At 64.5% G+C, this 16,760-nt stretch carries 12 protein-coding genes; 5 read left to right on the plus strand and 7 right to left on the minus strand.

Annotation, left to right across the window (positions count from 1 at the left end; all coding sequences use genetic code 11):
• Positions 1 to 55 precede the first annotated feature (55 nt).
• Positions 56 to 1,765, plus strand: a complete 1,710-nt coding sequence (gene ilvD, locus B7X65_RS13290) for a dihydroxy-acid dehydratase (RefSeq protein WP_293594783.1) — start codon at positions 56 to 58, stop codon at positions 1,763 to 1,765.
• Between the two features lie 206 nt (positions 1,766 to 1,971).
• On the opposite strand, the gene B7X65_RS13295 is transcribed toward ilvD, so the two are convergent.
• Positions 1,972 to 2,211: a TIGR04438 family Trp-rich protein gene (locus B7X65_RS13295; protein WP_293594784.1), complete on the minus strand. Its 240-nt coding sequence runs from the start codon at positions 2,209 to 2,211 to the stop codon at positions 1,972 to 1,974.
• Positions 2,212 to 2,324: 113 nt separating this feature from the next.
• Here B7X65_RS13295 and B7X65_RS13300 point away from each other — a divergent pair, with 113 nt between their 5' ends.
• On the plus strand, positions 2,325 to 2,639 hold the full coding sequence (locus B7X65_RS13300; RefSeq protein ID WP_096696420.1) for a c-type cytochrome: 315 nt from the start codon (positions 2,325 to 2,327) through the stop codon (positions 2,637 to 2,639).
• 75 nt (positions 2,640 to 2,714) lie between these two features.
• Here the strand turns inward: B7X65_RS13300 and acs are convergent, their stop codons facing one another.
• A complete protein-coding gene (acs, locus tag B7X65_RS13305; protein WP_293594785.1) occupies positions 2,715 to 4,712 on the minus strand; it encodes an acetate--CoA ligase in 1,998 nt (665 codons plus the stop codon).
• Positions 4,713 to 4,872: 160 nt separating this feature from the next.
• Between acs and B7X65_RS13310 the strand changes: the two genes are divergently transcribed.
• On the plus strand, positions 4,873 to 5,481 hold the full coding sequence (locus B7X65_RS13310; protein ID WP_293594786.1) for a YqhA family protein: 609 nt from the start codon (positions 4,873 to 4,875) through the stop codon (positions 5,479 to 5,481).
• A gap of 118 nt (positions 5,482 to 5,599) precedes the next feature.
• On the opposite strand, the gene fumC is transcribed toward B7X65_RS13310, so the two are convergent.
• The gene (gene fumC, locus B7X65_RS13315; protein ID WP_293594787.1) at positions 5,600 to 6,985 is read right to left on the minus strand and encodes a class II fumarate hydratase; all 1,386 of its coding nucleotides are present in this window, start codon (positions 6,983 to 6,985) and stop codon (positions 5,600 to 5,602) included.
• A gap of 121 nt (positions 6,986 to 7,106) precedes the next feature.
• Between fumC and B7X65_RS13320 the strand changes: the two genes are divergently transcribed.
• Positions 7,107 to 8,660, plus strand: coding sequence for a fumarate hydratase (locus tag B7X65_RS13320; RefSeq protein ID WP_293594788.1), 1,554 nt, complete (start codon positions 7,107 to 7,109; stop codon positions 8,658 to 8,660).
• Positions 8,626 to 9,429 (plus strand): glutamate racemase, encoded by an 804-nt coding sequence (murI, locus tag B7X65_RS13325; protein ID WP_293594789.1) that lies wholly within the window; start codon positions 8,626 to 8,628, stop codon positions 9,427 to 9,429. Before B7X65_RS13320 ends, murI begins: the two co-directional genes overlap by 35 nt.
• Here murI and B7X65_RS13330 read toward each other — a convergent pair.
• From B7X65_RS13330 to B7X65_RS13345, 4 genes are all read right to left on the minus strand, one after another.
• On the minus strand, positions 9,426 to 10,616 hold the full coding sequence (locus tag B7X65_RS13330; protein ID WP_293594790.1) for a LanC-like protein: 1,191 nt from the start codon (positions 10,614 to 10,616) through the stop codon (positions 9,426 to 9,428). The two genes, murI and B7X65_RS13330, sit on opposite strands and share 4 nt — an antisense overlap.
• A complete protein-coding gene (locus B7X65_RS13335) occupies positions 10,616 to 11,929 on the minus strand; it encodes an MFS transporter (RefSeq protein WP_293594791.1) in 1,314 nt (437 codons plus the stop codon). The genes B7X65_RS13330 and B7X65_RS13335 overlap by 1 nt, the downstream gene beginning before the upstream one ends.
• A 177-nt stretch (positions 11,930 to 12,106) precedes the next feature.
• Positions 12,107 to 13,582, minus strand: coding sequence for an efflux transporter outer membrane subunit (locus B7X65_RS13340; protein ID WP_293594792.1), 1,476 nt, complete (start codon positions 13,580 to 13,582; stop codon positions 12,107 to 12,109).
• Positions 13,575 to 16,751 carry an efflux RND transporter permease subunit gene (locus tag B7X65_RS13345; protein ID WP_293594793.1) on the minus strand — a complete coding sequence of 1,059 codons (3,177 nt, stop codon included), beginning with the start codon at positions 16,749 to 16,751 and terminating at the stop codon, positions 13,575 to 13,577. The genes B7X65_RS13340 and B7X65_RS13345 overlap by 8 nt, the downstream gene beginning before the upstream one ends.
• Positions 16,752 to 16,760: the final 9 nt, after the last annotated feature.

A 16,760-nucleotide genomic window follows, 5' to 3' on the forward strand; every position in this document is an offset into this window, starting at 1 on the left:
GCATACTCTGGCTTTTGCTCCACCTTTCCCATCTTCCCCACCGCAGAGACATCCCATGACCCAACAGGACAAAGACAGCGTCGGCGACGCCATCAACCGCCGCAGCAAAAACATCACCGAAGGCACCTCGCGCGCACCGAACCGTTCGATGTACTACGCGATGGGTTACGAGGCCGGGGACTTCAAGAAACCCATGGTCGGTGTCGCCAACGGGCACAGCACCATCACGCCCTGCAACAGCGGCCTGCAAAAATTGGCCGATGCCGCGATTGCCGGCATCGAGGAAGCCGGCGGCAATGCGCAGGTGTTCGGCACGCCGACCATCTCCGACGGCATGGCCATGGGCACCGAGGGCATGAAGTACTCGCTGGTCTCCAGGGAAGTGATTTCCGACTGCATCGAGACCTGCGTGCAGGGCCAGTGGATGGACGGCGTGCTGGTGGTCGGCGGCTGCGACAAGAACATGCCCGGTGGCCTGATGGGCATGCTGCGCGCCAATGTGCCGGCCATCTATGTGTACGGCGGCACCATTCTTCCGGGCCACTACAAGGGCAAGGATCTCAACATCGTCAGCGTCTTCGAGGCCGTCGGCGAACACGCGGCCGGCCGCATGAGCGACGAGGACCTGCTGCAGATCGAGCGCCGCGCGATTCCCGGCACCGGCAGCTGCGGCGGCATGTACACGGCCAACACCATGTCGTCCGCCTTCGAGGCGCTGGGCATCTCCCTGCCCTACTCGTCGACCATGGCCAACCCGCACGACGAAAAGGCCAACTCCGCGAAAGAGTCGGCCAAGGTGCTGGTCGAAGCGATACGCAAGAACATCAAGCCGCGCGACATCGTGACCAAAAAGTCGATTGAAAACGCCGTCGCCGTGATCATGGCCACCGGCGGCTCGACCAATGCCGTGCTGCATTTCCTGGCGATCGCGCATGCGGCCGGCGTGGACTGGACGATTGACGACTTCGAGCGCGTGCGCGTCAAGACACCGGTGCTGTGCGACCTCAAGCCCTCGGGCAAATACCTGGCGGTGGACCTGCACCAGGCCGGCGGCATCCCGCAGGTCATGAAGATGCTGCTCAAGGCGGGCCTGCTGCATGGCGACTGCCTGACCATCGAAGGAAAGACGATTGCCGAGGTACTCAAGGATGTCCCGGACGCGCCGCGTGCCGACCAGGACGTGATCCGCCCGATCGACAAACCCATGTATGCGCAGGGCCACCTGGCCATTCTCAAGGGCAATCTTTCTCCCGAAGGCTGCGTCGCCAAGATCACCGGCCTGAAAAACCCGGTGATGACGGGCCCGGCCCGCGTGTTTGACGATGAGCAGTCGGCGCTCGAAGCCATTCTGGCCGGCAAGATTGTCGCCGGCGACGTGATGGTGTTGCGTTACCTGGGCCCCAAAGGCGGCCCCGGCATGCCGGAAATGCTGGCACCGACCGGCGCGCTGATAGGCGCGGGCCTGGGTGAAAGCGTGGGCCTGATCACCGACGGCCGCTTCTCAGGCGGCACCTGGGGCATGGTGGTGGGCCACGTCGCGCCGGAAGCGGCGGCCGGCGGCAACATTGCCTTTATCCGGGAAGGCGATTCCATCACCATCGACGCCAAACAATTGCTGCTGCAACTGAACATCAGCGACGCCGAACTGGCCAAACGCAAGGAGGGCTGGAAAGCCCCGCTGCCGCGTTACATGCGCGGCGTGCAGGCCAAGTTCGCCTTCAACGCCTCGAGCGCCAGCAAGGGCGCGGTGCTCGACGACTATTGAAAGCGCAGCAACCAACAGCCGAGCATCAAAAAAGCCCCGGCAGGCAACTGCAGGGGCTTTTTTTGATGGCGTGAACGGCGCCGGAGCACAGCGAGCGGCGGTCCCCTTCCAGCAGGGGCCGCGGGTCCGGCTCTGCCGGCCCGCAGGCGCAGCGCCCCCTCGGGGGGCAGAGAGCTACACGCAGTGAGCGAACGTGGGGGCTCTATCTACTTCCTTTTTTTGAGCATCCCCATGGCATCGCGTTGCCGGTCAATCCGCTCTTTCTTGCGTTTTTCCATTTTTTCCATGGCGTTCTTTTCGGTGAGGCCGGACTTGTCCGCCCACCACCACCAGAGCACGGCCAATCCGAACGGCGCCAGCACCACCCACCAGGGCCAGCCCGCCACCGGCGCGACCTCAAGATATTTCAAGGCAATGCCGACGATGCCCAACAACAGAAAAAACATGGCTGACTCCTGAAAAACCGTGGTAACCCTTTGAAAGCAAGGTCAACCCGGACCACTACAATGACGTTAAACGACTGTAACCGAATCCATAACTACCCCCACGAGGTTTAACGATGAAACGTCTCTGCTTGGTGATTGCTTCCCTGGCCGCAGGTTTTGCGGTGTCCACCCCGGCGCTGGCTGACCTGCAACTGGCGACCGCCAAAAACTGCATGGCCTGCCATGCCGTGGCGACCAAACTGGTCGGCCCTTCCTACAAGGACGTGGCAGCCAAATATGCGGGTCAAAAGGACGCCGTTGACAAGCTTGCTGCAAAAATCGTCAAGGGCGGTGCCGGCGTGTGGGGCCCTGTGCCCATGCCAGCCAATGCCCAGGTCAATGCCGACGAAGCCAAAAAGCTGGCAGCTTGGGTCATGACGCAAAAATAAGCCCGGTCCTCCGGCACAAAAAAAGCCCGTTGATTCAACGGGCTTTTTTCATGGGCGCGACGCTCCTGACGCCGCTTACAGGTTTTCCGAAAGCTGGTCAAGAATCGCCGGGTTTTCCAGGGTCGAGGTGTCCTGGGTGATGGCCTCGCCCTTGGCGATGCCGCGCAGCAGGCGGCGCATGATTTTCCCGCTGCGGGTTTTTGGCAGGTTGTCGCCGAAACGGATGTCCTTGGGTTTGGCGATCGGGCCGATCTCCTTGCCGACCCAGTCGCGCAGCTCCTTGGCAATCGCCTTGGCCTCGTCGCCGGTCGGCCGCGAACGCTTGAGCACCACAAAGGCCACAATCGCCTCGCCCGTCAGGTCGTCGGGCCGGCCCACCACGGCGGCCTCGGCCACCAGCGCCGAATGCGAGACCAGCGCCGACTCGATTTCCATCGTGCCCATGCGGTGACCAGAGACATTGAGCACGTCGTCGATGCGGCCGGTGATGCGGAAGTAGCCACGGTCGATGCTGCGCACCGCGCCGTCGCCGGCCAGGTACAGGGTGCCGCCCATCTCCTCGGGGAAATAACTTTTCCTGAAACGCTCGGGATCGTTCCAGATGGTGCGGATCATCGACGGCCAGGGGCGCTTGACCACCAGCATGCCGCCGGAACCGTTGGGCACGTCCTTGCCGAGTTCATCGACGATGGCCGCCATGATGCCGGGCAGCGGTAGCGTGCAGCTGCCAGGGACCAGCGGCGTCGCGCCCGGCAGCGGCGTGATCATGTGGCCGCCGGTTTCGGTCTGCCAGAAGGTGTCAACCACCGGGCAGCGCTCGCCACCGACGTTCTTGTAGTACCACATCCAGGCTTCGGGGTTGATGGGCTCGCCCACCGTGCCGAGAATGCGCAGGCTGCTCAGGTCAGAGCGCGCAGGATGGATTTTTTCGTCGCCCTCGGCCGCCTTGATCAACGAGCGGATCGCGGTCGGTGCCGTGTAGAAAATGCTGACCTTGTGTTTTTCGATCATCTGCCAGAACCGGCCGGCATTCGGGTAAGTGGGGATGCCCTCAAAAATCACCTGCGTCGCGCCAGCGGCCAGCGGGCCGTAAGCCACATAGGTGTGGCCGGTGATCCAGCCGATGTCGGCGGTGCACCAGAACACATCGGACGGCTGGATGTCGAAGGTCCAGTCCATGGTCAGCTTGGCCCACAGCAGATAACCGCCGGTGCTGTGCTGCACACCCTTGGGTTTGCCGGTGGAGCCGGAGGTGTAGAGAATGAACAGCGGATGTTCGGCACCGACGAATTCCGGCTCGCAGGTGGCCGATTGCTTTGCCGTGACCTCGTGCATCAGGCTGTCGCGCCCGGCCACCATGGCGCAGGCCGTGGCCGTGCGCTGGTAGACGATGACGTTCTTGATCGACTCGCAGCCGCCCATGGCGATGCCCTCGTCCACGATGGCCTTGAGCGGCAGCTCCTTGCCGCCGCGCAGCTGGTAGTTGGCGGTGATGACCGCGACCGCGCCTGCGTCCTGGATGCGTTCCTGCAGGCTCTTGGCGGAAAAGCCGCCGAACACCACCGAGTGGGTCGCGCCTATGCGTGCGCAGGCCTGCATGGCGACCACGCCTTCGACCGTCATGGGCATGTAGATGATGACGCGGTCGCCCTTCTTGATGCCCATGGCCTTGAGCGCGTTGGCAAACTGGCAGACCTTGCCGTGCAATTCCTTGTAGGTGACGTTGGTCACCTTGCCGTCGTCGCTCTCGAAGATGATGGCCTTCTTGTTCTCGGTGGCGGTGCCGAGGTGGCGGTCAAGGCAGTTGTAGGAGGCGTTGAGCTCGCCGTCGGCAAACCATTGGTAGAACGGCGCATTCGACTCGTCCAGCGTCTGGGTGAAGGGTTTCTTCCAGCTGAGGTTCTCGCGCGCCAGCCGGGCCCAGAAACCCTCGAAGTCTTTTTCGGCTTCGGCGCACAGCGCCTGGTAGGCGTCCATGCCGGAAATGCGGGCGGATCTGGCCAGCTCGGGGTTGGGGAAAAAGACCCGGTTTTCAACCAGTGTGGATTCGATGGCGGATGAAGGCGCGTTCATGATGGCTTGTCTCCTCAGGTTGTCGTTGATACGTGCTAATGTCATATTTGGCACTTACAGTCCACTGACTGGCTGGAAGCTTACAGATTTAACCCGAATTCAGGCCGGGCGGGCAGCACGCCTACAATCCGCACAGTCCGTACAAACCCCCATAAAAATCATGTCAGACACCAAGCCCGTCATCACCAAAGTTTCCCCGCTGCGCCCGATTCCCAACTTCATTTTTGCCAGCCGCTGGCTGCAGCTACCCCTGTATGTCGGCCTGATCGCCGCGCAGGGTGTCTATGTCTTCCACTTCCTGGTCGAGCTGCTGCACCTGATCGAGGCCGTCTTCGGCAGCCAAACCGCGCTACAGGCCCTGGTGACCAGCATAGGCTACAAAACCGAAGTTCCCATCACCACGCTCAATGAGACCGTGATCATGCTGGTGGTGCTGGCGCTGATCGACGTGGTCATGATTTCCAACCTGCTGATCATGGTGATCGTCGGCGGCTACGAGACCTTTGTCAGCCGCATGAACCTCGAAGGCCACCGCGACCAGCCCGAGTGGCTGAGCCACGTCAACGCCTCGGTGCTCAAGGTCAAGCTGGCGACCGCCATCATCGGCATCAGCTCCATCCACCTGCTGAAAACCTTCATCAATGCCGACAACTACACCGACCGTGTGCTGATCGCGCAAACCGTCATCCACATCACCTTCCTGCTGTCGGCGCTGGCGATTGCCTACACCGACAAGATCATGTCGGGCATTGCCGCCCAAAAACACTGAAGCTCGCGCCGCCCTGCTAATGCCAGCAGGGGCCGCGGATCTGGCTTAGCCAGTCAGCAGGAGCCGCCCCCTGGGGGGAACAGGCTACACGCAGTGAGCCTGGACGGGGGTGACTCACTCAGCGCCCGGTCATGTTTTCCGGCACCACCCAGGCGTCAAACTGCTCGCCCGTGACATGGCCCGAGGCCAGCGCCGCGTCGCGCAGACTGCTGCCCTCCTTGTGCGCCTTCTTGGCGATGAAGGCCGCCTTGTCGTAGCCGATGTGGGGGTTGAGCGCCGTCACCAGCATCAGCGAGCGGTCCACCAGTTCGGCGATGCGGTCGCGGTTGGGTGTGATGCCCACCGCGCAATGGTCGTTGAAGCTGGTGATGCCGTCGGCCAACAGGCGCACGCTCTGCAGGAAGTTGTGCGCAATCATGGGCCGGAACACATTGAGTTCGAAGTTGCCCGAGGCACCGCCCAGGTTGATGGCCACGTCGTTGCCAAACACCTGGCAACACAACATGGTCACGGCTTCGCTCTGCGTCGGGTTGACCTTGCCCGGCATGATGGACGAGCCGGGCTCGTTTTCGGGAATCGACAACTCACCGATGCCACTGCGCGGGCCGCTGGCCAGCCAGCGTACGTCGTTGGCGATTTTCATCATGCTGGCGGCCAGCGTCTTGAGCGCGCCGTGCGCATGCACCAGTGCGTCGCAGGACGCCAGGACCTCGAACTTGTTGGGCGCCGTCACAAACGGCAGGCCGGTCAAGCGGGCCAGTTCGGCCGCCGCCTGCTCGGCATACCCTTTGGGCGCATTCAGCCCGGTGCCGACAGCCGTGCCGCCCAGCGCCAGCTCGCACAGGTGCGGCAGCGCGGCCCTCAGGTGCTGCCGCCCGTGCGCGAGTTGCGCCACGTAACCCGAGAACTCCTGGCCCAGCGTCAACGGCGTGGCGTCCTGCAGATGGGTGCGGCCTATCTTGACGATGCCATCGAAATCGCGCGCCTTCTGGGCCAGCGTGGCGTGCAGCTTGTCAATGGCAGGCAGCAGCCGGTGCGTGATGGCGTCCACCGCCGCCACATGCATCGCGGTCGGAAACACGTCATTGGACGACTGGCTGCGGTTGACCTCGTCGTTCGGATGCACCAGCCGGTTTTCGCCGCGCTCGCCGCCCAGCAGTACGCTGGCGCGGTTGGCCAGCACCTCGTTGACGTTCATGTTGCTCTGCGTGCCCGAGCCGGTCTGCCAGACCACCAGCGGAAACTCGCCGGCGTGCTGGCCGGCGATCACCTCGTCGGCCGCCGCCATGATGGCCAGTGCCTTCTTGCCGTCGAGCAGGCCTAGCGCCAGGTTCACGCTGGCCGAGGCCCGCTTGACCTGCGCCAGCGCGCGGATGATCTCGCGCGGCTGCAACTCGCCGGAGATGTCGAAGTTCTGCAGCGAGCGCTGGGTCTGCGCACCCCAGAGCCGGTCGGCCGGCACGGCGATGGGGCCAAAGGTATCGTGTTCGGTGCGGGTTGTCATGCTCATTCCTCGATGTGAAAAGGTGGCTTTTCGCACCCTGTCAAAATACGGGGTTGCGCTTACCGTATCACACGGGCGGCCCCGTGAAAAGTCAGCCTCCCACGAACCCTTGACCCTGATCATGACCACCACCATCCAACAAGCCGACCTCATCGAATCCGTTGCCGCCGCCCTGCAGTACATCAGCTACTACCACCCGGCCGACTACATTGCCCACCTGGCGCGCGCCTACGAGCGCGAGCAGAGCCCGGCGGCCAAGGACGCGATTGCGCAGATCCTGACCAACAGCAAGATGAGCGCGACCGGGCATCGCCCGATCTGCCAGGACACCGGCATCGTCAACGTGTTCCTCAAGGTCGGCATGGACGTGCGCTGGGGCGGCTTCACTGGCAGCCTCGACGACGCCATCAACGAAGGTGTTCGCCAAGGCTACAACCACCCCGACAACACCCTGCGCGCCTCGGTCGTGGCCGACCCGCAGTTCGACCGCAAGAACACGAAAGACAACACGCCCGCGGTGATCTTCACCGAGATCGTTCCCGGCAACACGGTGGAAGTCACCGTGGCGGCCAAGGGAGGCGGCAGCGAAAACAAAAGCAAGCTGGCCATGCTCAACCCCGGCGACTCCATCGTGGACTGGGTGCTGAAAACCGTGCCGACCATGGGCGCCGGCTGGTGCCCGCCCGGCATGCTGGGCATAGGCATTGGCGGCACCGCCGAAAAAGCCGTGCTGATGGCCAAGGAAAGCCTGATGGACGACCTCGACATGTACGAGCTGCAGGCCAAGGCGGCCTCGGGCGCGGCGCTGACCAAGGTCGAGGCGCTGCGGCTCGAACTGTTCGACAAAGTCAACGCGCTGGGCATAGGCGCGCAGGGACTGGGCGGCCTGACCACGGTGCTCGACGTCAAGATCCAGATGTACCCGACCCACGCTGCCAGCAAGCCGGTGGCGATGATCCCCAACTGCGCCGCCACACGCCATGCGCACTTCGTGCTGAACGGCAGCGGCCCGGTGTATCTGGACCCGCCCAGCCTGGACCTCTGGCCCAACGTCAACTGGACGCCTGACTACGTGAAGAGCCAGAAGGTCAACCTCGACACACTGACCCAGGCCGAGGTCGCGAGCTGGAAGCCCGGCCAGACCCTGCTGCTGTCCGGCAAGATGCTGACCGGCCGCGACGCCGCGCACAAGCGGATTTCCGACATGCTGGCCAGGGGCGAGAAGCTGCCAGTGGACTTCACCAACCGCGTGATTTATTACGTGGGCCCGGTGGACCCGGTCGCCGGCGAGGCGGTCGGCCCCGCCGGCCCGACGACGGCCACCCGCATGGACGGCTTCACCGAGATGATGCTGGCGCAGACCGGCCTGATTTCCATGATCGGCAAGGCCGAACGCGGCCCGGTCGCGATCGAGGCCATCAAGAAACACAAAAGCGCCTACCTGATGGCCGTTGGCGGCGCCGCCTACCTGGTCAGCAAGGCCATCAAGAGCGCCACCGTTGTCGGTTTCGCCGACCTCGGCATGGAAGCGATTTACGAGTTCGACGTGATCGACATGCCGGTGACCGTGGCGGTGGATTCGGGCGGTACCAGCGCCCACATCACCGGCCCGGCCGAATGGCAGAAGAAGATTGCCACGGGTGAATTCAAAACAATCCCTGTTGCTACGGCCTGACGCACCCATAGGGGTGTTCGACAGCGGCGTCGGCGGCCTGAGCATCCTCAGGGCGCTGCGCACTGCCCTGCCGCAGGAAGACTTCGTCTACTTCGCCGACACCGGCCATGCGCCGTACGGTGAGCGCGACGACGCCTTCGTGGCGCAGCGGTCGCTGGCGATCGCCGGGCAACTGCGGCAAGAGCATGCCATCAAGGCCCTGGTCGTGGCCTGCAACACCGCAACGGCCGCCGCAGTGCACCTGCTGCGTGCTGCCCATGCGGGCCTGCCCCTCGTTGGCGTGGAACCCGCGCTCAAGCCGGCGGCCGCACGTAGCAGTACCAAGCGCATCGCTGTGCTCGCCACGCGTGCCACCTTGGCCTCGGCGAAATTCGCGGCGCTACACGCTTCGCTGCACGGTCAAGCGGAGTTCGTGCTGCAGCCGTGCGCCGGCCTAGCGGCCGCCATCGAAGCCGACGACGCTACAGAAATAAGAGCACTCTGCTCAGAATACATAGGATCTGCAGATCGATTTGGCTCTCAAAACGGTCAGATCGACACCCTGGTGATGGGTTGCACCCACTACCCATTCGCGGCGCCGCATTTTGCCGAATTGGCCGGACCGGAGGTGGCCCTGATCGAGACCGGCGAGCCTGTGGCCCACCAGACCCGGCGCCTGCTGCAGGACGCGGGCCTGTTAAACCCGCAAGGCGGCGGCCGCGTGCAGTGGCTAGCCACGGGCGACGCCCGGGCCGTGCAGGCTGCCGCGGCGCGTTGGCTGGGCCTTTAGTCGAAGAAGCAGTCGAGCGTGGGGAAGCGGTCCCGCTCCTCGATGCAATCCAGCAGGTAGATCGCCAGGCCGAGATCGCCGGTCCACAAGGAAAAGCGCCATTGACCGTGCTCGGCCAGCGCCTCCTCGGCCTGCACGATCGAATGCATGGCGAAGGCGCGCGCCCGCTCCAGCCAACACGTCCCACCAAAGCGCCGGTGCAGCTTGAGAAAGGCATACCCGTTGCCGCCCGTGCCGTGGCACAGATTCGAGCCCTTGCACAATGGACCGGCCTGCCAGATCGCCTCTCCAGCTGCGAGCAGGGTGTCGTCAAGCGCGTGGCCGGGAATGCCGGCCAGGCAGATCACATAGCCCGGTGCGCCATGGCAGTACTGCATCAGCATGGGGCCGCCGCGCGGGCGCGTCAGCTGGTTGCGCCAGTTGGCGAGGCCATCTTCCCATTCGGCAGCGCGGCCCATGGTGGCGGCGATGCGTTCCTCCCAGGCGCGGGCTTGCTCCGGGGCCAATAGGTCGCGGCCCTGCAGCAGCACGGAGGCGGTTGCCGCGAAGCCATGCACACCGTCCAAGTAAGTTGATGTCTGCCCGTACAGGTCCTGGTCCCAGTAGTGGCAGCCCTCCTCCTGCGACCACAGCAGCTGCGAGGCGAGTTTCTCCGCGGTCTGGCGGAACAGGCTTGTCCAGCGCGCTTTGCCGGTGCGGTGCTGCATGAACAGCGCCGCTAGCATGGTGCCGGGTGAGCCCCACATCAGTTCGCGAGCCGGGTGATCGACGTTAGCCTCGACGAGTTGCGCGATCGCGGCGGCCTGCTTTTCGTCAGGCTCGATGGCGAACGCCAGCATGCGCAGGCTGGTATCGCCCATCAGGTAAGCGCCGAAAACCCCCTGGCTGCGGCCCATCAGAGCGCGGTTGAGCTCCAGCAACCGCAGCGCCTGCGCGGACTGAAGCGCATTGGCCAGCTTCACGGCGCCGCGCTGCTGCAGGTGATGCAACGCCCAAATCACGCCGCCAGCGCCGCCGTACAGCTCGTGGCGCGGTGCCGGGTCGGCGCCGTCCAGCGGGTGATTGGGCCAAGGGCCGGCGTGGGATTCTGTGTCGCTGACGATGCGCTTGATCAGGTCGCGAGCCCGCTGCTCGTGCCATGGCATCGTGCGCAGCGCCTCATGCCGCTCGTGCTGCCAAAGCGGCATCAGCCAGCCCCAGCGTCTGCGGCCGTGGCCGCCTCGCGCCCGCGTTGCATATTGACCGGAAGCAGCAACAGCAAGCCCATGGCAAACAGGACAGCGGTGGACAAAATGGCTGTGCGCTGGTCGCCGCCCGTCGCCCAGGTAATGGCGCCGTAGCTCAGCGGCCCGATGATGCTCGCCAAACGGATAGCGAATGTCCACAGGCCATAAAACTCCGCCAATTGTCTTTTGGGCGCAAACAGCCCCGCCATGGCGCGACCCGCCGACTGGCTGGAACCCATGCACACACCCGCAATGGCGGCTGCATACCAGAATCCACCCTTGGTGGTGGTGGCGGCGGCGATCACGCAGGTGGCGATCCAGCCGACCAGCGTGATGCCCAGCGCCAGCTTGTGGCCAATGCGGTCCTGGAAATACCCAAACACGAACGCACCGCCGGCGGCCGCGAAGTTGAGGGCAAAGATCAGCACCATGGTCTCCTGCTGCTGAAACCCGATCACCTGCTCGGCGTAAATGGCGGCCAGCGTAATCGCCACGGCCACACCACCCTGGTAGAACACGGCGCAGGCAAGCAGCCACATGAAGTCCTTGTAACGCCTGGCTTGGCGAAAGGTCCGGTGCAGCTGCGCCAGAGAGGCCTTCAAGCCGCCCTGCTGCAATGCCGCAGGGTTGGGTTGGGCCCTTTCCTTCAGCAGGCGAAAAGTCACCAGCGACGCCAGCCCGTAGATTACCGCCGTGATCAGCATGGTGACCGGCACAAACTGGTCGGCCGGGATACCCCGGGACTGGGCCCACAAAACATAGCCCAGGCAGATACCCAGGGCCAGCATGCCGCCGAAATAACCAAAACTCCAGCCCCAGCCACTGACCTTGCCCAGCGCGACGGGCCGGGCCAGCTCGGGCAGAAACGCGGCGGTCAGCGATTCGCCGTAGGCAAAAAAAGTGTTCGACAGGATGATCAGCACCATCGCAAACGCCACGCTGCTGGGGCCCGCCAGGGCGAGCGCAGCCGTGGTGAGCACGCAGCCCGCCGTGGTCAGCATCAGCAGGCGTTTCTTGGCAGCGCGCAGGTCGGCATAGGCGCCCAGGCTTGGCATGGTGAGCATGACAATCGCATAGGACACGCTGAGCGCCGCCGTCCAGGCGAACGTGGCCCACTCAGCCTTCTGCGCAATGCCTCCCACGAAATAGGCGGCAAACACCGCGGTGATCACAACCGTGGTGTAACCCGAGTTGGCGAAATCGTACATGGCCCAGCCAAACACTTCGCGCTTGCGCACGCCGGGGTTGAAGGCATCCTGTGAGAAAAGAGCCATGGTTGAACTCCTGAAGAGGAGCCAAGCATAGTCGATGACCTCGGGAAGAATCGGAATCGGAAAGTAGCTACTATTTTGATAGCTACTGGCGCACGTTCCTAAAGGCCTAGAGCCCTAAAACGTTTATAAAATGGCAGTTAAATGCCGCACCGGCCCGCCGCTGCCGTCAGGGTTCGGTCAGGGCGTGGGGGTGGTCGTAGCTGCAGCAGCCGCCACGGGTTCCTTCCACCCGCCCCCCAAGGTTTTGTACAGCGTGACCTGGTTCTGCAACTGAAGCAGCCGGGTCTGCACCACCGCTTGCCTGGCGGCGAACAGGGAGCGCTGGGCGTCCAGCAGGTCGAGCTGGCTGGCGATGCCGTTCTGATAACGCAGGTCCGAGAGCTTGAAGCGGGTGGTTTCGGCGCTGGCCTGGGCCTGCTGCGCACGCAATTGCTCACCCAGCGTGGCGCGGCCGGCCAGCGCGTCGGCTACTTCGCGGAACGCGGTCTGAATCGCTTTTTCGTACTGCGCCACCGCAATGTCGCGGTTCACATTGGCCGAGTCCAGCCCGGCGCGGTTGCGGCCGGCGTCGAACAGCGGCAAAAACAGCTGCGGCGCCAGGGTCCAGCCGTAGGTGCCGCTTTCGAACAGCCCCGAGAGGTGGTTGCTGACACTGCCGGCCGACGCCGTCAGCGAAATGCGCGGGAAAAACGCGGCACGCGCGGCGCCGATGTTGGCATTGGCCGCCAGCAGTTGCTGCTCGGCCTGGCGGATGTCTGGGCGTTTGGTCAGCAGGTCCGAGGGCAGGCCCGCGGGCACGTCTACCATCAGCGGTGCATCGGCCAGTGCCTGGCCGGCCGGCAGCGCCGCCGCCAGCTCGCCGGTCAGCGGCTGGCCCAGCAACAGCGTCAGCAGGTTTTCATCGAGCGCGCGCTGGCGTTGCAGTTGCGCCAGGCTGATGCGGGCAGCCTCGGTCAGCGACTCGGCCTGGCGCAGGTCCAGCTCGGACGTGGCACCGTTGTCAAAACGTAGCTGGCTGAGTTTGAAGGATTCCTCGCGCGTGGCCAGGGTCTGCTGCGTGATCGCCAGCAGCTCCTCGTCGGCCAGCAGGCCCAGCCAGGTGTTGGCCACCGCCGCGATCAGGCTGATCTGGGTGGTCTTGCGGCCCTCCTCGGTCGCCAGGTACTGGGCCAGCGCGGCGTCCTTGAGGCTGGCGACGCGGCCGAAAAAGTCGATTTCATAAGACGTCATCGCCAGGCCGGCGGTGTAGGTACTGGAAATGCTGCCATTGCCGCTGGCACTGGGCTGGCGCGAGCCGGTGGCCGCCGCTCCCACGGTCGGGAACTGGTCGGCGCGCCGGATCTGGAACTGCGCCCTCGCCTGCTCGATGTTGAGCACCGCGATGCGCAGGTCACGGTTGTTGCGCAGGGCCGCCTCGATCAGCAGCCGCAGCTTGGGGTCGCTGAAAAAACTCTGCCACTCGATGTCGGCCGCTGCGGTGGTCTGCACGGCGGTCGAGGCCGTGGTCGGGGCGACGGCGAGCGAACGTGCCAGACGCAGGCCCGGCCAGTCGGTCGCGACCGGGGCCTCGGGGCGTTCATATTTGGGCGCCATCGAGCAGCCCGCCGCCAGCGCGACGGCGCTCAACAGCATCGCGTTCGTCAGCTTAGTCATGGGCTTTGCCTTCATTTCCATCTCCGTCAAAACCAGCCGCCTTGGCATGGTCGGAATACATTTTTCGCTGTCGCTCGCTGCTCTTGAACAGGCTGCGCACCACGACAAAAAAGACCGGTACAAAAATCACGGCCAGTGCGGTCCCGGTGATCATGCCGCCGATCACACCGGTGCCGATGGCGCGCTGGCTGGCCGAGCCGGCGCCGGTGGCCAGCGCCAGCGGCAACACCCCCATCATGAAAGCCAGCGAGGTCATCACGATGGGCCGAAACCGCAAGTGGGCAGCGGCCAGCGCCGATTCGATCGCGCTCTTGCCCTGCGCCTCCAGGTCTTTCGCGAACTCGATGATCAGGATCGCGTTTTTCGCCGACAGGCCGATGATGGTGATCAGGCCGACCTGGAAATACACGTCGTTCGAGTAGGCGCGCAGCAACGTGGCCAGCAGCACCCCGAGCACGCCCAGCGGCACCACCAGAATCACCGCCAGCGGAATGGTCCAGCTTTCATACAGCGCGGCCAGACACAGGAACACCGCGAGGATGGCAAAGCCGTAAAGAATCAGCGCCTGCGAGCCGGCGAGTTTTTCCTCGCGTGACTGGCCGGTCCATTCGAAACCAAAACCGGCGGGCAGCTGGCCCGCCAGCTTTTCCATCTCGGCCATGGCAGCGCCCGAGCTGTAGCCCGGCGCGGCGGAACCCGAAATACGCATCGCCGGGTAGCCGTTGTAGCGGATCGTCTGCTGCGCACCGGTCACCCAGCGCGTGCTCGCAAAGGCCGACAGCGGCACCGGCCGGCCCTGGCTGTTGCTCGCATTGATACGCAACAGGTCGTCCGGCTGCATGCGCGCCGGTGCATCGGCCTGCACCACCACACGCTGCAGGCGGCCCTGGTTGGGGAAGTCGTTCACATAGCTGGAGCCCAGCGCGGTGGACAGCGTGGTGTTGATGGAATCAAAGGACACGCCCAGCGCATTGGCCTTGTCACGGTCAATGTCGATCTGCAACTGCGGACCGTCTTCCAGGCCGTCCGGGCGCACCTGCGCCAGCACCGGGCTCTTGCCGGCCATGCCCAGCATCTGGTTGCGTGCGTTGACAAGCGCCTCGTGCCCGGCCCCTGCCCGGTCCTGCAAACGGAAAGTGAAGCCGCTGGCCGTTCCCAGTTCGGGAATGGGCGGCGGGCTCAGCGGAAAGATGAACGCATCGCGGATGCCGGACAAGGCGCCGAAGGCCCGGCCCGCCAGTGCCTCGGCCGACTGGCCGGGACCCTCCCGCTCGGACCAGTCCTTGAGCGTGACAAACGCCAGCGCCGCATTCTGACCCTGGCCCGAGAAGCTGAAGCCCAGCACACCGACCATGCTCTGCACTTCGGGCTGCTTGAGGATGTAGCCCTCGACCTGCTGCATGACGGCCAGCGTCCGGTCCTGGGTCGCCCCCGGCGGCAACTGAACGTTGACCAGCATGGTGCCCTGATCTTCGCCGGGCAGGAAGGAGGTTGGCAGCCGGGTGTAGACCACCGCCACCGCGGCGATGATGGCCACGTAGATGATCAGGTAACGCGCGGCCCGCTTGAGCACACGGGCGACGATGCTTTCATACCCCTTGGCGGTGCGGGAAAAGCTGCGGTTGAACCAGCCGAAGAAACCACGCTTTTCGTGGTGGTGGCCCGCTTCCACCGGTTTGAGCAGCGTCGCGCACAGCGCCGGGGTGAGGGACAGCGCCATGAAGGCAGAAAAGCCGATCGACGCCACCATCACCGCCGAGAACTGGCGGTAGATGTTGCCGGTCGAGCCGGCAAAAAAGGCGAGCGGCACAAACACCGAGATCAGCACCACGGTCACGCCGATGATGGCGCCCGAGATCTGCCGCATCGCCTTGCGCGTGGCTTCCAGCGGGGACAGCCCCTCCTCGCTCATGATGCGCTCGACGTTCTCGACCACCACGATCGCGTCGTCCACCACGATGCCGATCACCAGCACCATGCCGAACATGGTCAGCACGTTGATCGAAAAACCCAAGGCCAGCAGCGTCCCGAAGGTTCCCAGCAGCGCTATCGGCACGACGATGGTCGGAATCACGGTGTAGCGCCAGTTCTGCAGGAACAGGAACATCACGAGAAACACCAGCGCCACGGCTTCGAGCAGCGTGACTGCGACCTGCGAGATCGAGATCTGCACAAAACGCGAGCTGTCGTAGGGAATGGTCCAGCTCACGCCCTGCGGGAAATACCGCTCCAGGTCGGCCATCTTCTCGCGCACGGCCTTGGCGGACGCCAGCGCATTGCCGCTGGGCGACAGCTGCAGACCGATACCGACCGCCGGCTTGCCATTGAGCCGCGCCGAGGTCGCATAGGCCTGGCCGCCGAGCTCGATGCGCGCCACGTCCTTGAGCCGCACGGCCGAACCGTCGGTGTTGGCGCGCAGGACGATGTTGCCAAACTGCGCCACATCGGACAGCTGGCCGTTGACCACTACGGTCGCGGCGATGCCCTGGCCCGCGACGTTGGGCAGGTCACCGATGGTGCCCGACGACACCTGCGCGTTCTGCGCGCGGATGGCGGCGGTGACCTCGGCGGACGACAGGTTGAAGCCCGACAGCTTGGCCGGATCGATCCAGATGCGCATGGCGCGTTCGGAGCCGAACAGCTGGGCCTGGCCGATGCCGGGCAGGCGCTGCAACTCCGGCACGACGTTGCGTGACGCGTAGTCGCCCAGCGCGATCGGATCGAAGGCCGGGTTGGTCGACGACAGCATGGTGAACATCAGGAAGTTCGAGCGCGACTTGTCGACACGCACGCCCTGCTGCGTCACGGCCTGCGGCAGGCGCGGCGATGCGCGCGACAGGCGGTTCTGCACGTCCACCTGGGCCAGGTCGGCATTGGTGCCGGGCTGGAAACTGATGGTGATGCTGCCGGTGCCGTTGGCCTGGGCCACCGACTCCATGTAGATCAGGCCGGGTGAGCCGTTCATCTCACGCTCGATCACCGACAGCACACTGTCCTCCAGCGTCTGGGCCGAGGCGCCAGGGTAAGAGGCATTGATGACAATGGACGGCGGCGCGACCGGCGGGTACTGGGAGATCGGCAGTTGCGTGATGGCCACGCTGCCCATCACGATGATGAAAAGCGCGATCACCCAGGCAAAGATAGGCCGATCAATGAAAAACTTGGCCATGCAGTGCGC

This window comes from Polaromonas sp. 39-63-25, from assembly GCF_002278925.1.
In the GTDB taxonomy this organism is placed as follows: Bacteria; Pseudomonadota; Gammaproteobacteria; order Burkholderiales; family Burkholderiaceae_C; genus Polaromonas.

Excerpts from the sequence above, each read along its gene's own strand:
- B7X65_RS13300 (WP_096696420.1), top strand. The coding sequence starts at position 2,325 with ATGAAACGTCTCTGCTTGGTGATTGCTTCCCTGGCCGCAGGTTTTGCG.
- B7X65_RS13330 (WP_293594790.1), bottom strand. The coding sequence starts at position 10,616 with ATGCCGCTTTGGCAGCACGAGCGGCATGAGGCGCTGCGCACGATGCCA.
- B7X65_RS13340 (WP_293594792.1), bottom strand. The coding sequence starts at position 13,582 with ATGACTAAGCTGACGAACGCGATGCTGTTGAGCGCCGTCGCGCTGGCG.
- B7X65_RS13320 (WP_293594788.1), top strand. The coding sequence starts at position 7,107 with ATGACCACCACCATCCAACAAGCCGACCTCATCGAATCCGTTGCCGCC.
- ilvD (WP_293594783.1), top strand. The coding sequence starts at position 56 with ATGACCCAACAGGACAAAGACAGCGTCGGCGACGCCATCAACCGCCGC.
- B7X65_RS13310 (WP_293594786.1), top strand. The coding sequence starts at position 4,873 with ATGTCAGACACCAAGCCCGTCATCACCAAAGTTTCCCCGCTGCGCCCG.
- B7X65_RS13345 (WP_293594793.1), bottom strand. The coding sequence starts at position 16,751 with ATGGCCAAGTTTTTCATTGATCGGCCTATCTTTGCCTGGGTGATCGCG.
- B7X65_RS13335 (WP_293594791.1), bottom strand. The coding sequence starts at position 11,929 with ATGGCTCTTTTCTCACAGGATGCCTTCAACCCCGGCGTGCGCAAGCGC.
- fumC (WP_293594787.1), bottom strand. The coding sequence starts at position 6,985 with ATGACAACCCGCACCGAACACGATACCTTTGGCCCCATCGCCGTGCCG.
- acs (WP_293594785.1), bottom strand. The coding sequence starts at position 4,712 with ATGAACGCGCCTTCATCCGCCATCGAATCCACACTGGTTGAAAACCGG.
- B7X65_RS13295 (WP_293594784.1), bottom strand. The coding sequence starts at position 2,211 with ATGTTTTTTCTGTTGTTGGGCATCGTCGGCATTGCCTTGAAATATCTT.